19 protein-coding genes are annotated in these 18,578 nt (G+C 38.1%); 2 read left to right on the forward strand and 17 right to left on the reverse strand.

Features of this window, described 5'->3' with window-relative positions; genetic code table 11:
• Positions 1–75: 75 nt before the first annotated feature.
• Both fmt and BQ9859_RS01080 read right to left on the reverse strand, forming a co-directional pair.
• On the reverse strand, positions 76–1,011 hold the full coding sequence (fmt, locus tag BQ9859_RS01075) for a methionyl-tRNA formyltransferase (protein ID WP_075876343.1): 936 nt from the start codon (positions 1,009–1,011) through the stop codon (positions 76–78).
• A gap of 31 nt (positions 1,012–1,042) precedes the next feature.
• Positions 1,043–1,372 (reverse strand): hypothetical protein, encoded by a 330-nt coding sequence (locus tag BQ9859_RS01080; protein WP_143404350.1) that lies wholly within the window; start codon positions 1,370–1,372, stop codon positions 1,043–1,045.
• A gap of 250 nt (positions 1,373–1,622) precedes the next feature.
• On the opposite strand from BQ9859_RS01080, the gene BQ9859_RS01085 reads away from it, so the two are divergent.
• On the forward strand, positions 1,623–2,879 hold the full coding sequence (locus BQ9859_RS01085; protein ID WP_075876229.1) for an IS110 family RNA-guided transposase: 1,257 nt from the start codon (positions 1,623–1,625) through the stop codon (positions 2,877–2,879).
• Between the two features lie 72 nt (positions 2,880–2,951).
• Here BQ9859_RS01085 and spoIIP read toward each other — a convergent pair whose 3' ends face one another.
• Together spoIIP and gpr are read right to left on the reverse strand one after the other, a co-directional pair.
• Positions 2,952–3,797, reverse strand: coding sequence for a stage II sporulation protein P (gene spoIIP, locus BQ9859_RS01090; protein ID WP_075876345.1), 846 nt, complete (start codon positions 3,795–3,797; stop codon positions 2,952–2,954).
• Positions 3,798–3,846: 49 nt separating this feature from the next.
• Positions 3,847–4,704: a GPR endopeptidase gene (gene gpr, locus BQ9859_RS01095; protein ID WP_235846361.1), complete on the reverse strand. Its 858-nt coding sequence runs from the start codon at positions 4,702–4,704 to the stop codon at positions 3,847–3,849.
• A 107-nt stretch (positions 4,705–4,811) separates the two neighbouring features.
• On the opposite strand from gpr, the gene rpsT reads away from it, so the two are divergent.
• Complete coding sequence (rpsT, locus tag BQ9859_RS01100) at positions 4,812–5,075, forward strand: 30S ribosomal protein S20 (protein ID WP_075876347.1); 264 nt, start codon at positions 4,812–4,814, stop codon at positions 5,073–5,075.
• 45 nt (positions 5,076–5,120) lie between these two features.
• Here the strand turns inward: rpsT and holA are convergent, their stop codons facing one another.
• The 13 genes from holA to mnmA form a co-directional block, all read right to left on the reverse strand.
• A complete protein-coding gene (holA, locus tag BQ9859_RS01105; protein WP_075876348.1) occupies positions 5,121–6,077 on the reverse strand; it encodes a DNA polymerase III subunit delta in 957 nt (318 codons plus the stop codon).
• Positions 6,078–6,082: 5 nt separating this feature from the next.
• Positions 6,083–8,062, reverse strand: a complete 1,980-nt coding sequence (locus BQ9859_RS01110) for a ComEC/Rec2 family competence protein (RefSeq protein WP_075876349.1) — start codon at positions 8,060–8,062, stop codon at positions 6,083–6,085.
• On the reverse strand, positions 8,016–8,495 hold the full coding sequence (locus tag BQ9859_RS01115; RefSeq protein ID WP_075876350.1) for a ComEA family DNA-binding protein: 480 nt from the start codon (positions 8,493–8,495) through the stop codon (positions 8,016–8,018). The genes BQ9859_RS01110 and BQ9859_RS01115 overlap by 47 nt, the downstream gene beginning before the upstream one ends.
• A gap of 70 nt (positions 8,496–8,565) precedes the next feature.
• Positions 8,566–9,204: an HAD family hydrolase gene (locus BQ9859_RS01120; protein WP_075876351.1), complete on the reverse strand. Its 639-nt coding sequence runs from the start codon at positions 9,202–9,204 to the stop codon at positions 8,566–8,568.
• 39 nt (positions 9,205–9,243) lie between these two features.
• Entirely contained in the window at positions 9,244–9,732 is a 489-nt protein-coding gene (gene greA / locus BQ9859_RS01125) for a transcription elongation factor GreA (protein WP_075876352.1), read from the reverse strand.
• A gap of 67 nt (positions 9,733–9,799) precedes the next feature.
• Positions 9,800–10,894, reverse strand: coding sequence for an endolytic transglycosylase MltG (gene mltG, locus BQ9859_RS01130; protein WP_075876353.1), 1,095 nt, complete (start codon positions 10,892–10,894; stop codon positions 9,800–9,802).
• Positions 10,878–11,132 carry a DUF1292 domain-containing protein gene (locus BQ9859_RS01135; RefSeq protein ID WP_075876354.1) on the reverse strand — a complete coding sequence of 85 codons (255 nt, stop codon included), beginning with the start codon at positions 11,130–11,132 and terminating at the stop codon, positions 10,878–10,880. The genes mltG and BQ9859_RS01135 overlap by 17 nt, the downstream gene beginning before the upstream one ends.
• Positions 11,133–11,165: 33 nt before the next feature.
• Positions 11,166–11,588, reverse strand: a complete 423-nt coding sequence (ruvX, locus tag BQ9859_RS01140) for a Holliday junction resolvase RuvX (RefSeq protein WP_075876355.1) — start codon at positions 11,586–11,588, stop codon at positions 11,166–11,168.
• On the reverse strand, positions 11,581–11,838 hold the full coding sequence (locus tag BQ9859_RS01145; protein ID WP_075876356.1) for an IreB family regulatory phosphoprotein: 258 nt from the start codon (positions 11,836–11,838) through the stop codon (positions 11,581–11,583). Before BQ9859_RS01145 ends, ruvX begins: the two co-directional genes overlap by 8 nt.
• A gap of 48 nt (positions 11,839–11,886) precedes the next feature.
• A complete protein-coding gene (alaS, locus tag BQ9859_RS01150) occupies positions 11,887–14,523 on the reverse strand; it encodes an alanine--tRNA ligase (protein WP_075876357.1) in 2,637 nt (878 codons plus the stop codon).
• 304 nt (positions 14,524–14,827) lie between these two features.
• Positions 14,828–15,001: a hypothetical protein gene (locus BQ9859_RS12540; RefSeq protein WP_202613432.1), complete on the reverse strand. Its 174-nt coding sequence runs from the start codon at positions 14,999–15,001 to the stop codon at positions 14,828–14,830.
• A 46-nt stretch (positions 15,002–15,047) separates the two neighbouring features.
• On the reverse strand, positions 15,048–17,246 hold the full coding sequence (recD2, locus tag BQ9859_RS01155) for an SF1B family DNA helicase RecD2 (protein ID WP_075876358.1): 2,199 nt from the start codon (positions 17,244–17,246) through the stop codon (positions 15,048–15,050).
• A 17-nt stretch (positions 17,247–17,263) separates the two neighbouring features.
• Positions 17,264–18,448: a tRNA 2-thiouridine(34) synthase MnmA gene (gene mnmA / locus BQ9859_RS01160; RefSeq protein WP_075876359.1), complete on the reverse strand. Its 1,185-nt coding sequence runs from the start codon at positions 18,446–18,448 to the stop codon at positions 17,264–17,266.
• Positions 18,449–18,578 lie beyond the last annotated feature (130 nt).

The raw sequence follows: 18,578 nt of genomic DNA on the forward strand, positions 1-18,578 counted from the left end.
GCTACCTCCTAAAATCAGAACAATTATAGCAAATCTTTGCGTTATTGCAAAGAAAAAGACAGAGATTCTGTCTTTTTACTCAAAACATGAACGGACCCACTGTTTACCAACTCCGTTATAAAACGATTTGGCATCTGTCCGTTTTTTCCCTTCTAATTGAATTTCATCGACGAGGAGATACCCATCTTGCACAGCAATCGCCATGCCGCCATCCATCAACCCGACAAATTCACCGATTGGACAGTGATGGGAACCAGCTTTTTTACGAACTTTATGCAGCTTTACTTTTTTTCCTTGATGCAATACATAGCCTGCCGGAAAAGGAATCAACCCCCTCGCCTGATTATAAACTTCTTGTAAGGGTCGCTGAAGATCGATCTTTTCTTCCTGAGGCGTAATGGTATATGCAAATGTAGCCTGAGCTTCGTCTTGTTCATGGAATACTGCGCTGCCATCAAAGATAGAAGGCAGCTGTTCGATCAATAATGCGGCCCCAGCTGCAGCCAGCTTTTCAAATAAAGATCCTGCGGTATCATCTTCTGCAATTTTCACTCTGCATTGCGCCATTACTGCACCAGCATCCATCTTCTTGACCATGCGCATGATCGACATGCCGCTTTCTTTATCACCTTCGATGATTGCTTTATGTACTGGTGCTCCTCCACGCAATTTTGGCAATAGCGAAGCATGCAAGTTGATTGCTCCATATTTTGGCATTTCTAACAATTCTTCCGGAACAAATTGTCCATATGCACAGGTAACGATCAGATCTGCATCTATTCCCATGATTTCCTTATATTCTGACTTAATGTTTTGCGGCTGAAACAACGGAATATCTTGTAAAAGAGCATATTCTTTCACTGCTGACATCGTGATTTTCTGTTTTCTCCCGCTTTTACGATCTGGCTGTGTCACCGCTAACACGATATCATATTCTTCTTCCACCAAACGTCTTAATATCGTTTGTGCAATGGGTGGTGTTCCCATAAAAATTATTTTCTCTTTTTTCATATTCTCACTTCCATTGCTATCTATTATACACTTATACAAGAAGTGCTGTAAAGAAATCCGTGACTGCAATTGTTCCAACACGCACACCTTCAACGATTAGATTGCTCATAGAAAGCGCAAAAGAAGAGGATTTGTTTTCTTCAATTTCATAAAAACTTTTGGCTTGTTTTGTTGTGTCCCATGGAATCACATCTGCTTGCTCAAACTGTTGGATTTGTTCATCTACGCTGCTTGCAGTATCATTTTTCCATGAAGAACCAACGATGACTAAAATGGCGATTAATGTCGCATCAACAAGAAAACGTTTCATATATTCCTCCATTTCCCCGCGCCTAAGGTCGCGCGGACACAAATATTTCATCAATAAATCTCACACGTCTCATTTTTTCGTGTTACCATATAAGAGAGGTGGTACACTACAGAGCACGTGGAGGTGAGTAGGAATTCTACTCAATTGAATATCCTGTATATATATAAGTTGCCGTCATCATCTCAAGCACAAATAAGTAGGACTTTGAGCCTGGACACTTATGATTGTTCAATCAACTGTTGTCGATTCGCTTTGATGACAGTCAATGCCACCTCTCCTTTTGCATGAAAGGAGTTTTTTTATGGTAATGAAAATCGTTCGTTTCAACTGTTGTGGCATGGATGTTCACAAAAACCTGGTTGTCGCTACTATTGGGATCACCGATAGAAAGACCAACATTACAGAATACTTCCAACGATCCTTCTCCACTTTAAACTCCGACCTATACCGTTTAAAGGATTGGCTGCGATCTCATCACTGTTCTGATGTCTGTATGGAGTCTACCGGTAAATACTGGATCCCGATCTTTAACATTCTTGAAGATGAGACCAATGTCCATTTAACTCACCCCAAGTATGTCAAAGCCATCAAAGGCAAGAAGACAGATAAGAAAGATTCCAAATGGATCTGTGATCTCTTCAAACATGATCTGATCAAGTTTTCGTTTATCCCTCCCAAAGAAATTCGGGAGATGCGTGAGATCGCACGTTACAGATACAAACTGGTCTGCATGCGTTCTTCAGAACGGAATCGTTATCAAAACTGTATGACCATTTCTAATGTCGGTCTGGCTTCTGTTGTTTCAGATCCTTTTGGCAAGACGGCTTCCAACATTATGAAAGAAGTCATGAAATCCAATGTGATCGATGATGACAAGATCCTAAAGCTCGTTCACAAAAACTGTAAGAACAAAGATAAGATACTGGACTCTCTTCATGGCTATCACATTGAATCGGATCAACGATTCAAGATGGAAAAATCTTTGGATCATATGGAATATTTAGATCAGCTCATTGATTCATGCGAAGTGGAATTGATTAAGCGTGCGTATCCTTTTCGCAGATCTTTTCAGCACATCACACAAATAAAAGGAATCAGTGCTTTATCTGCTATTCTTATCATCTCTGAAATAGGAATTGATATGTCTCAGTTCGAATCCGACAAACAGCTTGTCAGTTGGGCCGGACTTTCTCCTGCCAACAACGAGAGTGCCGGCAAGAAAAAGTCAGTCCGTATCTCAAAAGCTGGACAGTATCTCAAACCTCTGCTTGTCCAATGTGCTTTATCGGCCATCAAAGATAAGACATCTTATTTTGGAAGAAAGTATTCCAATATCAAGAAACGACGAGGTCATAAGAAAGCAATCATTGCGATCGCACGCATGATGCTGGTCAGCATCTACCACATGATCCTTACAGGAGAAGAATTTAATCCATGTGACCATGAATCCTTTATGGATCCAAAACCAAACGCCAATCCTTCACTTACAGTTGAAAAAGCATTGAACTTTTTAAAACAATCTGGCATTGATATTTCTTCTATTCCAGTCAACTTATAAATTTTTTCGATATCTTTTACCTCCTGTTTTTAAGTCGGCCCTTTTTGCGCATTTTTATTCACACTTTCACCTCTATGACAAATATTGATTGATTCCGGAAGCCAGGACCTCAACAGAGCTTTCTACTTCTTCAAAAGTATTATGATCAGAACCAACTTCAATCAAGATCATATTTTCACTCATCTCCTGATTGTAATAGGCTTCCCTTATCATTGTCTTCTTCATTATACCAGGCTGGATTTGTTCAATGTTGTCGTATAATGATTTTGCCAATGCTTGTGTTTCATCGCTTCTTCCGCTCAGATTGCCAACAACAAACATCATGCGTGCATAATTTGTTCCATTGAGATTGACATAACTGCTTTCTCTAGGTACTGCATCCCGATGAAAATCGATAATCAAGTCAAAAGGACCATAATTTACCAAGATATCATTTAAAAAGTTAGAAGATACTAAATAACTATCATTATAATCTAAACCGTGATCTTTCATATAATCGGAAAATGAATTTGTTTCAACAATTACTTCATAACCATGTTCTTTTAATAACTCCCCTAATAATTTGGCACCATCTAATACCGTTTTGCCATCCATATATTCTTCGCTTTGATGCGTATCATAAATGTATATTTTTTTCTTGTTTGTCTGTGAATCTATCTGAGGAACGCTGATTGGTGTATTTGCTGTTGAAATTGTCTCTTCAATCACTTTATCATCTGTTGCTTGACTTGGAATAGAAAAAACATTCAATTGTTTTTTTAAGGAAAACTCTTCTGTTGTCGTTGCTTGCTTTACGACCAAAAGATCTAAAAAATGGCTGTTTTTGATCAGTTCACGCAGGCCGTCAAAAAAAGGAGTATACAGAAAAAATAAGATCAAAACAATGACTTTGCAGATGATCTTTAGGTGAAAACGCATATTCTTTCCTCCCCATAGTGAGCCTATGTCTGAATTGGATAAAAAATGCCTATCCTGATTCCAATCCGGAATGAAATGCACGATTCATTCCAGAAGCAATGATCATAGAAAGATAAGTTAATTCCTCGTCCATCGATTTTGGCGTAACGATCATATTTTGTTCCAGCTTTTCATATTCACAAGCTTCCATATGATTTTTTTCTAATAGCTCTTCGATGATAGCTTGAATGCTCGTTACAGTAGCTACTCCTATGGCAATGACAGGAACATGTACCGTAGATTGATCGATTCTGCGTCGATGATTGCCAATCCCGCTGCCGGGTTGTATACCGGTGTCAGACATTTGAATCACACGATTGATACGTTTTAAATAACGCGTTGCTAACGCATCCACGGCTACGATCAAATCAGGCTGATAGGCTTTTGCAACATTTTCTATGATCACACTGCTTTCTAATCCAGTTTGTCCCATAACTCCCGGAGCCAATACGGCAACATTTCGCATACCGTTTAACCATGAGCGATCCTCTTGTTGAAATAGGTGTGCCGTTACAAGTACTTCACCAGCTACTTTGGGTCCAAGAGCGTCACTGACAAAGCTACGGTTTCCCAGCCCAACTACTAAAATTCGCTGAATATCACTTTTTTCTTTCATTAAAAAAGATAGGTAATAGCGGATGGTCTCTATTAACTCTTTTCTTTGATCATTCTCCTTTAATGAAGTGAAAGAGATGCTTACATAATTTCCTGGTTCTTTTTGCAATGGATTCTCTTTATCTAAAACATGAATATGGCTGACCGTAACATACTTGCCCTTTTTCTTTTGATGAACATATCCATGTGCTTTATTTTCTTCTATGAGCTCGTCTGCAAAATCTGTGTACAAATATTTATTTTTTCGTTTCAAGAACATCACCCAAGGGATAGTATGGCTTTTTTTTCGCTTATTATTGCTTTTTCTAAGCAGGTTTGCTATAATTTACAAGCATTGAAATGAAAACAGGAGGTGTCATCATGCCACAAATTAAATCACAGAAGAAACGTGTAAAGACTAACAACAAAAGACACTTGGCAGTTGTTTCTCAGAAATCAGCTCTGAAAACAGCAATCAAAAAAGTGTTGAACGCTGTTGAAGCAAAAGATAAGGACGCTGCTGTTGTTGCATACAAAGAAGCATGCTCTAAGCTGGACAAGGCGGTAGCAAAAGGTCTGCATCACAAGAACTATGCAAATCGTCAAAAATCACGTTTGAGCAAGGCTGTAAACAGCATCGCTTAAGTGTAAAAAGCTGTCAGCTTTCCTATAAAAAAACAGAGATCTTTGTCATCTCTGTTTTTTTATTCCATTTTTTAACAAGTATAATTCGAATCCCAATTTTTTATCGATCTGCCCGCCTTTTATTTTTTGATCTAAATCAGCTAATTCTTGCAATTCAGTCAATAGTGAATCAATTCCTATCCATTGGCATTGCTCCATTGCTTTTTGCACACGATAGGGATGTGCTTGTGTTTCTGAAACGATTCCCTTTTTCGTAAATCCTTGGTTCATCAATAACTTTACTTGGTATAAAAAACGAAATTGAGAGGCTAAAGTGGCAATCAGATAGATCGGTTCAATTTGCTGGGCCTCCAGATCTTTCCAAAGACGAAATGTTTTTTTCATATCTTTTTTCAGCATTGCTTCAGCTATATCAAATACATTCTCTTCTAATGCACGAATGGTGAGCTCATGAATGGTATTTACATCGATCTCCTTCTCAAAAAGGGAAAGTTTATCAAATTCATTTTCAATAATAGCCAAGTCTAACGGCATCCGATCAATAAAAAGTTGTAAAGCATCTGTTTTGATTGACAGCTTTCTTCGTTTTACCAATGTGCGGATCACATCTTCTTTGTCTCTTTCATTCATACGTGAACATTCGAATACTTTACTACATTGAATGATTTCTTTTACGATTTTTTTTCTCTGGTCTAATTTTGTACAAGCACAGGTTAAAATCAACGTGGAAAAATTCATCGGATCTTTAAGATATGATAGGAGCGGTGCCAGATCATATCCAGTCGTATCTTTAGAAGAAAGAAATGTAGCATTCTGTACAAGAACCACTTTATTCTCTTCAAAAAAAGGAATGCTGCTCACATCTTCGAGAATTACTTTTAAAGGTACTTGCTGCGCATCATAGATTGATACTTGTTCCATATTTAAATGAAGATCCTTTACAATAGAATGAATCTTCTTTTTCATAGTCGCTGCTTCTTCGCCATATAAAATGTAATTCATCTTGATCACCTGTCTTTTATTATAACAAAATCCCCTGTTGCTGTGGTGATATATTTTAACAGCTTAGTTGAACGTATGCATATCCCTCCATTCTCCGCAGTACTGAAATACGGAATTTCTTCATCTTTCAAGCGCTTTAATACATCTGGAGAAGGATGTCCATAGCGATTGTTTTTTTCAACAGAGATCAAAGCATATTGTGGCTTCATATCATGCAGAAATTCTAATGAGGAACTTGTATCGCTTCCATGATGACCAAGTTTTAAGAAATGAACCGGCAGTTGATCATATAGCTCAAGCAATTTCATTTCTTCAACAATGCCTGCATCTCCCATGAACAGATAATACAAATCATCTTGCCCAAACCAAGTAATGATGCTATCTGCATTTTCATCTTTTCCTTCATGATCTTTCAAAAGTGTATATATTTTCATGGGTTGTGCAATATCTTCTTTTATGGTTTGTATTTTATCGACCTTAACGATTTTTTTTAGTTCTTCTAATCCGCCACTGTGATCAAAATCCTCGTGCGTAATAATCAAAAGATCGATCGAACGAATCTGCAAGTCCTGTAAAATCGGCTGAATAATGTCCTGTGGTATATTTTTATACATACTGCCAGCTATGTCGATCATGATCGTGCCTTGATGATGAGGCAATGTGATCAATGTGCAATCTCCTTGTCCTACATCGAATATATGCACTTCAAAGAAAGGATCTAAATAAGGCTCAATAGTACTATAACCTAGTAAAAAAAAGATGCATAACAACAGTTCCCACGTATAGCGGTGTAGCCAGAACCACAAAAAAATCAACCAGCAGATGATCCACAATATGCTTGGAACATAATGATATACCCATGTTTTCGTCCATGAAAACAATATGTCGATTCCCGAAAAAAGGACAAATAAAAGAGAAAAAAGCGGTGGGAAGCATACGGCAATCACCACAAAGACATAAAGAACGCAATACAGCTTACGAAAACAGGAAAAGAAAATAGTTTGTAGCCAATATATTTCATGAAAATAGCATAGTTGAAAGAAAATCAATATAGAAAATCCAAGTAATTTATTACGTCCCTTTTTATTTGCAAAATAATACATCAGGCGAAAACAAAAGGGTAGTAAAAAAGTTATTTCGTTCAGAAGATAATGACGAAGCAAAAGAATCAATAGAATGCTTGCTCCTATTCGATTCCCCTCTTTTTTAAAAATAAGACAAGGCAAACGAAAACAAAAAACACGAAACAAAGAATCGAAAAAACCCCAAACACAGCCCATAGCAAATAGAAACAAACAGATGCCTTTATCCGCAAAAGATATTGAAAAACGTTTTTTCATCCATCGGTGCAATGTATATGCAAGCGTGGCAAGATGAAGACCGCAAGCCTGTATAAAGTAATTGTTATCCTCCGTTGGAATGCCAAATAACATGGACCTTGCAATAGCACCTTCCTGTTGTGGCAAAGACTGCAGGTAACGATAAAGATGACTTCTCCAAGATGAACCTTGTTTTAGAATATAACTATTTTCAGCATTTATGCTGAAATATATATCTCTGCGCGCCAGATATTCATCAAAACTAAATTGAAAAAAATTATGAGTCGAATGTATTTGTTCCCAATCTCCCTCAACAAAAACAACATCATCATAACTGACATCATCCAATCCATAGACTATCACTTTTTGATCATCCGCTTTTGCTATCACGTAAGCAGGAGCAATCGAATCAATCTCAAGCATCGTTGTAGATGGAACGGCAATCGATTGCTGTGTATAAAAACAAGATAAGATAAATAACAATGATAAAAGAATGATAGTCCCTAACTGTCTCCTTCGAAACCATAGGAAAACAATAGCAACTATCATTTTTTGCCAAGGATTTGAAAAATAAAACAGCAGGATTGCAGCAATACCGCATCCCAGCAAATCAATTGTATCAAAGTATGATATCATCTTTGATTTTGTCAAAGATCTTATCGCCAATACCTTTTACCTCCTTTAATTGTTCCAATGATACAAACGGTTGCTTTTTACGGTAATCGATAATACGTTGGGCAATGGCTGGTCCAATACCGTTTAGTGTGTCTAATTCATCTAAGCTGGCAAAATTAATGGATATCTTCTTTTTCGCACTTTGTTTAGGAATCACGATAATCGAATTATTTTCTACGATCTTGGAAAGATTGATTGCAGAAAGATCCGCAAGTTCGTTGGTTCCTCCTGCTTTTTTTATGATAGCGTCAATATTTGCATCCCAATCCATCTCATAAACACCCGGATAACGTACCTCCCCTTTTATTTCTATCGTTTTTACCAATCTTTTAAAATCTTCTGGAGACCATGTTGATGTCAAAGATGGTAGGAAGCAAAAGAAAACAAGTGATGCAAGCAGTATTCCAGACAATACTTTTTTCATATCACCGCATCCTTTCATCGAATATATGCGTTAATACGAAACGATAAACTAAAAAAAAGCCGTTAAACGGCTAAAATGATTGTATGCATGACAGCAGTTCATCGAAACGATCTATCTTGGCATCATAATGATCCACTTCACCAAAACCATAAGATGCATATATAAAAGGCACATTTGCCAATACACATGCTTCCTGATCTTTCTTTGTATCCCCTATATAAACAGCTTTTTGAATTTGATTGCGTTTCATGATCAGACGAATGTTTTCACCCTTCACCAATTGTGTACGTCCATACATTTCAAAGTCTAGAAAATATTGTCCAATTGCGTGAGCAGCAAACATAGCTTGTACATATCCATCATCTGCATTTGTAACAATCATCAATGGATGCTCCTGGGATAAAAGTGCTAAGGTCTCTTCTACATGCGGATATAAAGTTCCTCCATGTATCGACAGATATTGATTTTCATACACCATGCATTCTTTTGTTAATTGCAGGCGTTCTTGAGGTTCTAATTGAGGAAATAAAGCATTTGCAATTTCTTCAATCTCTAATCCGGTAATACGCACAATGTCTTCATGTGTCAAAAAATTGTGCCAGCCTTTTTTCTGATACAAATAGGCATTATATGCATCTGTTACACCTTGTGTAGCATCCCATAAGGTACCATCCATATCAAAAATCATACAAATCTTATCTTTTTTCATATGTTCTCCTTAAAAAAGCAGCCCATTGGACTGCTTTATTTACTTCAGTGCCAAGATTTTTACATCATAAGGCTCTTCTACATTCGTAATATGCACGATATCGTTCACTTTATGATCCATCAAAGCAACGGCCAGCGGTGTAATATTGGATAAACGACCATTCATTGGATCTGCTTCGATCGAACCAACGATCGTATAAGTATCTTCCGTATTATCGCTAAGATCTAAAAGGGTTACGGTTGAACCCAATGTGACAGATCTTGAAGAAACAGCTTCTTTGTCGCCTTCAATGATCACTGCATTGGAAATCATATTTTCCAATTCACGAATACGTGCTTCAACTTGCGCCTGATGATCACGTGCAGCGTCGTAATCGGCGTTTTCACTAAGGTCACCTTGTGCACGTGCTTCTTGCAACTCAATGATTACTTGTTGACGTACAACATGAATTAAATTATCTTGCTCTTTTAATAACTCATCTAAACCTTCTTTAGTTACATAAAACTTTTGTTCATTTTCCTGAGCCATTGTATCACTCCTATTCGTTCGGTATTATATCATGTTTTTTAGCAAATTCAAATAGGAATTTGTTGTATTAGAATACCAGATTCAGTTCTTCTTGTAGTTGCTTGTGTTCTGCATACGTCTTGCTGTAATAAACTTTTCCAGCTTCACCTCGAACACCATGAATATCAGCAATAAAATAATAATAGTCATTTGTTTCCGGATGCAGTACAGCATCGATCGCTGCTTCCCCCGGATTTACGATTGGTCCGATAGGCAAACCTTTATGCAAGTATGTGTTATATGGTGAATCAATGTCTGTGCTTGCCTCACAAGTTTTCCAACTATCTTCATCATTGCGGTCAAGATCATCATATAATGCATAGCAAACTGTCACCGTTGATTGCAAAGGCATACCTTCTTTCAATCGGTTATAGAATACGCCTGCTATCATCTTCATATCTTCACTTGTTGCAGACTCATACTGAACGATACTGGCCAATGTAAGAATTTCCTGTAATGAATAATCGCTTTTCTTGATATCTTCCTCGTATTTATCATAAATTTCGCTGAAGTGATCTAAAAAAGTTCTTGTTACCTCATCTGCAGTTGCATCTTTATCAAATGCATAAGTTTCTGGAAATAAATAACCTTCCAGTTTTACACGATAATCAGCATTGTCAAGTACATCTGTATCCAAAAATGGATAATCTGCGGCTAGCTCCTCTATGTATTTCGTATCATTCCATAAAGACAATATCTCATTTTCATCAATAGAAAGCTGTTCACTGATCTGTTTTGCATAGTCTTTTGCCCAACGGCCTTCTGTAAAAGTGATCAACACTTGGTCTGTGCGGGCTTGTGAAGGATCGTTCAGTATACGCAAGATCTCATCAGCAGACATTTTATCATTCAAAATGAAAATTCCAGCTTTATTTTGCGTAAGATTTGTCAGCTTTGCATGAATATTTGCAAAAGTACTGCTCTTGATTAATCCTTGTTCCTGCAGGTGATCTAAAACAGTTCCGATGGTCTCTCCTTCTTCTACAACAAATACAACATCTTGTTTTTTGTTATTTACTGCAGAAAGTTCATTTAAATAGAATCCATAACCTATTCCTATCAAAACAACCACAGCAGCAACAATAGAAAGAAGGATTTTTTTTTGTTTACTCAGCTTCTTCATCTTCTGTAAACGCTCCAATTACTTCTTCGATCATTGCCCATTCTTCATCGCTTTCAACAGGCAATAAATTTCCTTCTTCGTCATATGCAGAAGCAAAGACCTCTTCGCTTTCAAGCGAAGGATCTTCAAATACGACATATTTCCGCTGATACTCGTCATTTTCAAAAGTGAATAAGATCGTCATTCTTTTTTCATTACCATTTTCATCTACAACATACAAACTGTTTGAATCCAGCATATATATCCTCCTAATTCATAGAAAGGGGCTATATCAGCCCCTATTTGAATAATCCAAATAACTTTGAAGTATCTGAACTGCTGCCATTTGATCAATGACTTTTTTTCTTTTTTTGCGGGAAACATCTCCTTCAAGCAAAATGCGATTTGCCGCCACTGTAGTCAAACGTTCATCCCATAACACAACTTTGATACCAACATCTTCAAAACGTTTTGAAAATGCGATGGATATTTCGCCGCGCTCCCCCACGTCGCCATTCATATGTTTCGGCAATCCCAAGACAATTGTATCTGCTTTTTCTTCCTTAATAACTGCCATGGCTTGTTGAAAAGCGTCATCATAATCATCACTTTGGAAACGAACAGTGGTCAATGCACGAGCAATCATCCCTAAGGGATCACTGATGCTGATGCCTAATGTCTTGCTTCCAAGATCAAAACCTAATATTCTATTCATTTTCCTCCAAATATGCTCTCACGAGTTCTTCAATTATCTCATAGCGCTCAACACTTTGAATAATAGTACGAGCATTTTTATGTGAAGAAATATAAGCAGGATCATTTGAAATCAAGTAACCCGCCAATTGGTTTACTGAATTATAACCTCTTTCTTCTAATGCTTCCTGTACCAAACGCAGTACATGTTTGATCGTATCCCTTCTTAGGTCTTCCGAACGAAACGACATTGTTTCAGTAATATCCTTCATACTATTACCTCCTGTTCAATCTATAGCACTATTTTAACCCATTTTTTATTAAATTGAAAGTGTTTCATTCAGCATATTTTCGACTGCTGAGATTGCTTCATCCAATTTTTGTGCATTTTTTCCGCCTGCTTGTGCAAGATCCGGCTTTCCGCCACCTTTTCCTTCACAAATCGTAGCGGCCTGTTTTACCAAATTTCCACAATGAATGCCTTTGGCAACAGCCTCTTTCCCTGCTCCTGCAACGAATACGATCTTATCATTATTTACACTTGCTAAGAATACCACGCTGTTTGCTTTTTGTGCTTTGATATTTGATGCAATATCTTTTAAAGCTTTTGCATCTATAGCATCAAAGCGTTTGATCAACACATTGCCGCTTCCGCACGGGCGCAGCTGATTGATCAGATCGTTTGCTTTTAAAGCAAGCATCTGTTCTTTTAGATGTGCACAGTCTTTATTAGCATTCGATAATTCGCTAGCCAGCTGGCTGACTTTTTGTTCCACATTCGTGATGCCATTCATCTTTAAGGTGTGTGCGATATTTAATAGAGTTTTTTGATTTGCAGCAAACTCTTGATATGCAGCATAGCCCGTTTTAGCCGTAATTCGGCGTACACCGGAACCAATGCTTTCTTCAGAGATGATCTTGCAAATACCAATCTGATTTGTATTATCGACATGACAACCTCCACAGAATTCACAAGAGACGTCACCCATCGTCACGACACGAACGATATCCCCGTATTTTTCATCAAATAATGCAGTCGCATTGCGTTTCTTTGCTTCATCAATTGGCAATTCTTCTTTGATGACTGGATAACATCCTGTAATGTACTGATTGACCAATGCTTCAATTTCCATCAATTGTTCTTCACTGATCTTTTCAAAATGCGTAAAATCAAAGCGCAGATAATCAGGACAGTTGTAAGAACCAGCCTGTGCAACATGTGAACCGACGACCTTTTTTAATGCACTCTGTAATAAATGTGTACAAGAGTGGTTTGCTGTTGTCTGTGCTCGTTTTTGTTGATCAACTGTTAATGTCAGCTCATCTCCGACATGCAATGTACCTTTTTTCATTACGATATGATGCAACGGCTGTCCATGCGGTGCTTTGTGCACCTCGTTTACAATTGCATATGAACCCGCATTTTCAATGATGCCTTGGTCACCGACTTGCCCTCCACTTTCGGCATAGAAACAAGTCGTATCAAAGATCACGCTGCCCTCTTCCGTGATTTCATCTACTGTCACACCGTCTTTAAACAATGCAATGACCTTTCCCGTACATGTCAGATGATCATAGCCGACAAATGTGCTGTCTTCTTCAAAATTCATCAAATCAGCTGCTTGTGAGCTCATGGAATTGACATCTCCGCGTGCAGCACGTGCACGTTCTTTTTGCAGGCGCATTTCTTCTTCAAATTCATCATGATTTACTTGTAAACCTTTTTCACTTGCAATCTCAGCGGTCAGCTCATAAGGAAATCCATAAGTATCATAGAGACGGAAAACGACCTTTCCACTTAAAACACCGTTTATTGCTTTCTCCATTTCTTCATTTAATAAACGTTCTCCATTTGCTAACGTTTTATGGAACGTTTCTTCTTCGATTCGAATAAGATTTTCATTATATGCTACTTTATCCTGCAAATATGGATAAAAATCTTTCATTTCATCTGCTACGACTTTTACTAATTGATACATAAACGGTTTATCAATGCCTAATTTGATTCCATAACGAACTGCACGGCGCAACACTCGACGCAGCACATAACCGCGTCCATTATTGGAAAAATTAGCTCCATCACTTAATGCAAAAGTAACTGTACGGATATGATCAGCAATGACACGATATGCCATTTTATACTCTCCCTCATATGGGTATTTCGCTAATTTTTCCGTTGCATGAATGATTGGTAAAAATAAATCTGTATCAAAGTTTGTTTCGCCTCCTTGGATCAAGGAAACAAGGCGCTCTAATCCCATACCTGTATCAATATTTTTTTGCGGAAGTTCTTTATATTCCTTTCTTGGAATACTTGGATCACAATCATATTGTGAGAATACGACATTCCACACTTCGATATATCGATCATTTTCCAGTTCTTCAAAAAACAAACGTTCTCCCAGACCTTGCGGATCATATTTTTCTCCGCGGTCATAAAAGATTTCTGAATCCGGTCCACCCGGCCCTTCTCCAATCTCCCAGAAATTATCATCCGTTCGAAGAATATGAGAAGGATCTACACCGCATTCTTGTGTCCATACGCGATAGGCTTCATCATCATCTGTATAAACAGAGATATAAAGCTTTTCTTTTGGAAATCCGATCCATTTTGGATCTGTCAAAAATTCCCATGCAAAGTGAATGGCCTCTTTCTTGAAATAGTCACCGATAGAAAAATTTCCCAGCATTTCAAAAAAAGTATGATGTCTGGCTGTCTTTCCTACATTTTCAATATCATTTGTACGAATCGATTTCTGTGCATTTGCAATTCGATTGCATTTTGGCTTTTCCGTACCATCAAAATATTTTTTCAATGCAGCAACTCCTGCATTGATCCATAATAACGTCGGATCATTATGTGGTACAAGTGATGCCCCCGGTTCGATCATATGTCCATGCTGTTCAAAATAATCCAGGAACATTTGACGAACTTGATTTCCTGTCAATTGCTTCATTAATAATTCCTCCTTGCAATAAAAAAACGTCCCCTATCCAGGAACGTAATCATACGCGGTACCATCCTAGTTCATCTTTCGATGCCCTCTTATGTCCTTATCCCGCCGACAAGCGTCTGACTCCAAAGTAGCTGTTCTCCCATATCACCAGAAAGCTTTCACCAACCGCTTTTTCTCTTAACTGCCTGATACAAGATACTTTTCTTTTTCAACATCAAGTTATTGCACGTACATCATTTTATCACAACCATTATAAATAAGTAAAGAGATACTCTTTGCTTTTTACATAAAAAAGAGCACTGAATCAGTGCTCCATGCAGTCGCACACCTTACGATATGCGCGGTGTGCTTTGCGTGACATTTTCTTTTGGTTTTTCTGCATGATATGGGCCATTTCTTCTATTTCTTCTTCGTTCATATAACCAAGATAAGCGCCCATGATCATACCGATACCTAATGCCACAACACATTTGTTCATTCAATCAACTCCTCACAGTTAGTATGTCAATAATATTTAAAATTATTCAACCCTGTAGGATGGGAGGCTTAGGAATAGGAATGGTGTCATCTTCCTTAAAATATATCTGAAGCTGCTCAGCTAAAGAAGTATATCGTTTCACTCGTTCTTTTTGTTTTAAAGCTTGTTGAAACAACTGTTGATCTCCTAAAAGAACCAGTCCGCATTTCGCTCTCGTGATTGCCGTATACAACAATCTTTGATTCAGCATAAAATGATATTCTTTCACAATGGGCAAAATAACGATTGGATATTCGTTCCCTTGCGATTTATGAATCGAAATACAATAAGCATGGGTCAGATAATACAAAGTTTCATTTTCATATTCAACTATCTGATCATCAAAGGCTACAACGATGACCGGGCCCTGGATCCCGTTCTCAATTTCGATGATCTCGCCAATATCGCCATTATAAACAGCATCCTCTCGCATATTTCGCAACTGCAAAACTTTATCTCCCTCGCGAAAGATCCGACCAGCGATCGATACTTCTTTTTTATAAGGATCCGCTGGATTTAAAAGGGTTTGAAGATCCTGATTTAGTAAATCAATACCGCAGCTTCCTTGATATTTAGGTGCCAGAACTTGGATATCTTTTGCGTCAAACCCTTTTTCTAATGCATTCTTGACCACTTCACATACAGCTGCTCGCAATTGCACAGAGCTGCATGTTATAAAAGAAACGTCTTTCTCAAATGTCAAAGGAGCTTGTGTACGAATCAGATAAGCTAAATTTGCAATGCCGCTGCCCTCTGCCTGGCGGTAAATACGATTTAAAGAAAACAAAGGGAACAGTTCAGATTCGATAAGATCGCGTAATACGCTACCGCAGGAAACACTAGGCAGCTGATCACAGTCGCCTATGATCAATAATTTTGAAGAAAGCGGCAATCCTTTTAACAATTGTGCAAATAATCGATTATCCACCATCGAAAATTCATCAACGATCAGCACATCGCAATGTAAAGGAGAATGCTCATCAACGAGAAACGTGTTACTATCCAGATCCCATTTTAGTAAAGAGTGGATCGTGGATGCTGGATAGGAGCTCAATTCGCTTAATCGCTTGCTCGCTCTGCCAGTAGGAGCAGCCAATACGATCTCGTCATCCGGATATAAACGTTGATACAAAGATAAGATCCCACGTATCGTTGTCGTTTTTCCAGTGCCGGGACCTCCATTTAATATTAAAAATGTATGAGAAAAAAAACCGATGATGGCTTCAATCTGATGTACATCATAGCTGATATTAAGCTCCTTTTCGATGGTACGAATGTTTTCCAGCAAATATGCATGATCTGGAGCATCACAAGGATGTGAAAGCAATCTCAATTTCTTACAGATCGAAACTTCTGCATCATATTCCTTTCGATCATATAATTTCTCATTCTGTTCAACGAGGTAACCTTCTTTGCATAAAGTCTGCAGGATATCTTCAATTTCTCCTTCGTAAGTGATTTGTTTCTGCAACATCGTTATAAATTGCTCCTTAGGCAAGTAAGTGGAACCACTATGAAAAGCAGCTTGCTTGAAAATCTGCATCACAAGAGCACGAACATGTCGAATATCTCCATCATCTATACCGTATTGCATTGCTAAACGTTCGCAAACACGTAGAGAAAATCCATCTATTTCAAAAAATGGGCGGTATGGATCCGTTTTCAGCTCTTCAACAAACTCATTTCCATATACTTCTTCCAGACGAGCAATCTGCTTATTATTCAAACCAATCGTTGCCAAATTCAAGTACGCATCGTCCAACACAGAAGTTATTCGTAACCCTTGCATGATGACTTGCTTCTTTTGATCATTCATGCCTGCAACCTGATCCAAGGCATCCTTGTTTTCCCGTAAAACTTGGATGATATCTTTTCCTAAAGTATCTACCATGCGTTTTGCTGTTGTCTTGCCGATTCCTGGAAAATGAGCACTACTAAAAAATCGGACTAATAAATCTGTATCGTCCGAAAGGATGCGCTCACAACTTTCAATTTGAAACTGTATCCCATACTTGCGATGTTCCACATATTTTCCCTGCAAACGGTACAATGCCTCACGTTCTAGTTGCTTAAAATAACCTACTCCTATAAATGACGCATGTGTCTCATCGATTCGCTCAAAACGAATGACTTTATAGTCGTTTGATGGATTCTCAAATACGATAAATTTACATTTTGCCTTGATTTCGATTGATTGTTGTTCCATGCACCCTGCCCTTTCTATTATTTATAAGTGCTGTAAGAGCGACCTGTAGCTAATATCTTCTCATGGATATCTTCTCCATTGATAAACGTATTTTCGATAACGCCTCCGCCTAGACATTCTTCGCCTTGATAAAAAACTGCTTCCTGGCCACTGGTAACGGCGGATACTTTTTGAGGATAGCGTACATATAGCGTATGCTCATCTAAAAAGCGGATAGATACCGCATGATCTTTTTGCCGATAGCGAAATTTTGCAGTACAAGCATATTCGCCTTTTGGTTTCATTTCCGGGAACCAGTTTACACCGCTGACAATACAGCTATCTGTCAATAACCAATTATTTTCGTTTTGATTGCAAACATATAAAATATTTTTCTCTACATCTTTTCCGACCACAAACCATGGACCGAGATTGCCTCCGATACCAAGACCTTTCCTTTGCCCAATCGTGTAATATAATACCCCTACGTGTTTCCCAATCACCTGACCGTTATGAATATCCACGATATTGCCTTCTTTGCTCGGTAAATAATTCTGTAAGAACTGGCGAAAATTCCGTTCGCCGATGAAGCAGATACCGGTAGAATCCTTTTTTGTAGAAACAGAATCTAAATGTAATTTCTGCGCAATTTCCCGTACTTCCGGTTTTTCCAGATCGCCAATTGGAAATAATGTATGAGCCAAAGCTTCTTTAGGCATTTGACACAAAAAATAAGTTTGATCCTTATTTGCATCTTTTCCTCGCAATAGACGCGGATATATATATGTTGAGTCGACCTGTGCATAATGACCTGTAGCGACCGTATCAAATCCCATGCTTTTAGCATAGTCAAAAAATGCCTTAAATTTGATATGTTTATTACATAAAATATCCGGATTCGGGGTCCTGCCTCGTTTATATTCATTTAAAAATACAGAAAAAACATCGTCCCAGTATTCTTTTACAAAATCAACACGGTATAAAGGAAGCTTTAGCTTCTGCGCTACTTTCATCGCATCTGCATAATCTTGTTCTTGCGGACATACGTCATCTTGGATCGTTGGATTCCCCAAGATATCATTATTTGCAAAGGAGTCCCAATTGCGCATAAATGCGCATGCGACATCATAACCTTGTTCTTTTAATCGATAAGCGGCCACAGCTGAATCTACTCCGCCTGATAAACCTAATAATACCTTCATGTAAGTTCTCTCCTTAAGCATTGTTATTATACACGAAAAGCGAAAAAAAAGCGACCACAAAGTGATCGCAAAGGAAGAGACCGGCAACGTGCTATCTTCGCAGGGGCAGGCCCAACTATTGTCGCCGCTGGAGTGCTTAACTTCTGTGTTC

It is taken from the genome of Merdibacter massiliensis, assembly GCF_900155395.1.
Taxonomy (GTDB): Bacteria; Bacillota_I; Bacilli_A; order Erysipelotrichales; family Erysipelotrichaceae; genus Merdibacter; species Merdibacter massiliensis.

Coding starts and splice junctions, on each gene's coding strand:
- rpsT (WP_075876347.1), top strand. CDS start 4,812: ATGCCACAAATTAAATCACAGAAGAAACGTGTAAAGACTAACAACAAA.
- BQ9859_RS01120 (WP_075876351.1), bottom strand. CDS start 9,204: ATGAAAAAAGATAAGATTTGTATGATTTTTGATATGGATGGTACCTTA.
- recD2 (WP_075876358.1), bottom strand. CDS start 17,246: ATGGAACAACAATCAATCGAAATCAAGGCAAAATGTAAATTTATCGTA.
- spoIIP (WP_075876345.1), bottom strand. CDS start 3,797: ATGCGTTTTCACCTAAAGATCATCTGCAAAGTCATTGTTTTGATCTTA.
- BQ9859_RS12540 (WP_202613432.1), bottom strand. CDS start 15,001: ATGAACAAATGTGTTGTGGCATTAGGTATCGGTATGATCATGGGCGCT.
- ruvX (WP_075876355.1), bottom strand. CDS start 11,588: ATGAATAGAATATTAGGTTTTGATCTTGGAAGCAAGACATTAGGCATC.
- fmt (WP_075876343.1), bottom strand. CDS start 1,011: ATGAAAAAAGAGAAAATAATTTTTATGGGAACACCACCCATTGCACAA.
- BQ9859_RS01080 (WP_143404350.1), bottom strand. CDS start 1,372: ATGAAATATTTGTGTCCGCGCGACCTTAGGCGCGGGGAAATGGAGGAA.
- holA (WP_075876348.1), bottom strand. CDS start 6,077: ATGAATTACATTTTATATGGCGAAGAAGCAGCGACTATGAAAAAGAAG.
- mnmA (WP_075876359.1), bottom strand. CDS start 18,448: ATGCTTAAGGAGAGAACTTACATGAAGGTATTATTAGGTTTATCAGGC.
- BQ9859_RS01085 (WP_075876229.1), top strand. CDS start 1,623: ATGGTAATGAAAATCGTTCGTTTCAACTGTTGTGGCATGGATGTTCAC.
- BQ9859_RS01115 (WP_075876350.1), bottom strand. CDS start 8,495: ATGAAAAAAGTATTGTCTGGAATACTGCTTGCATCACTTGTTTTCTTT.
- alaS (WP_075876357.1), bottom strand. CDS start 14,523: ATGAAGCAATTGACAGGAAATCAAGTTCGTCAAATGTTCCTGGATTAT.
- BQ9859_RS01145 (WP_075876356.1), bottom strand. CDS start 11,838: ATGAAGGATATTACTGAAACAATGTCGTTTCGTTCGGAAGACCTAAGA.
- mltG (WP_075876353.1), bottom strand. CDS start 10,894: ATGAAGAAGCTGAGTAAACAAAAAAAAATCCTTCTTTCTATTGTTGCT.
- BQ9859_RS01135 (WP_075876354.1), bottom strand. CDS start 11,132: ATGCTGGATTCAAACAGTTTGTATGTTGTAGATGAAAATGGTAATGAA.
- greA (WP_075876352.1), bottom strand. CDS start 9,732: ATGGCTCAGGAAAATGAACAAAAGTTTTATGTAACTAAAGAAGGTTTA.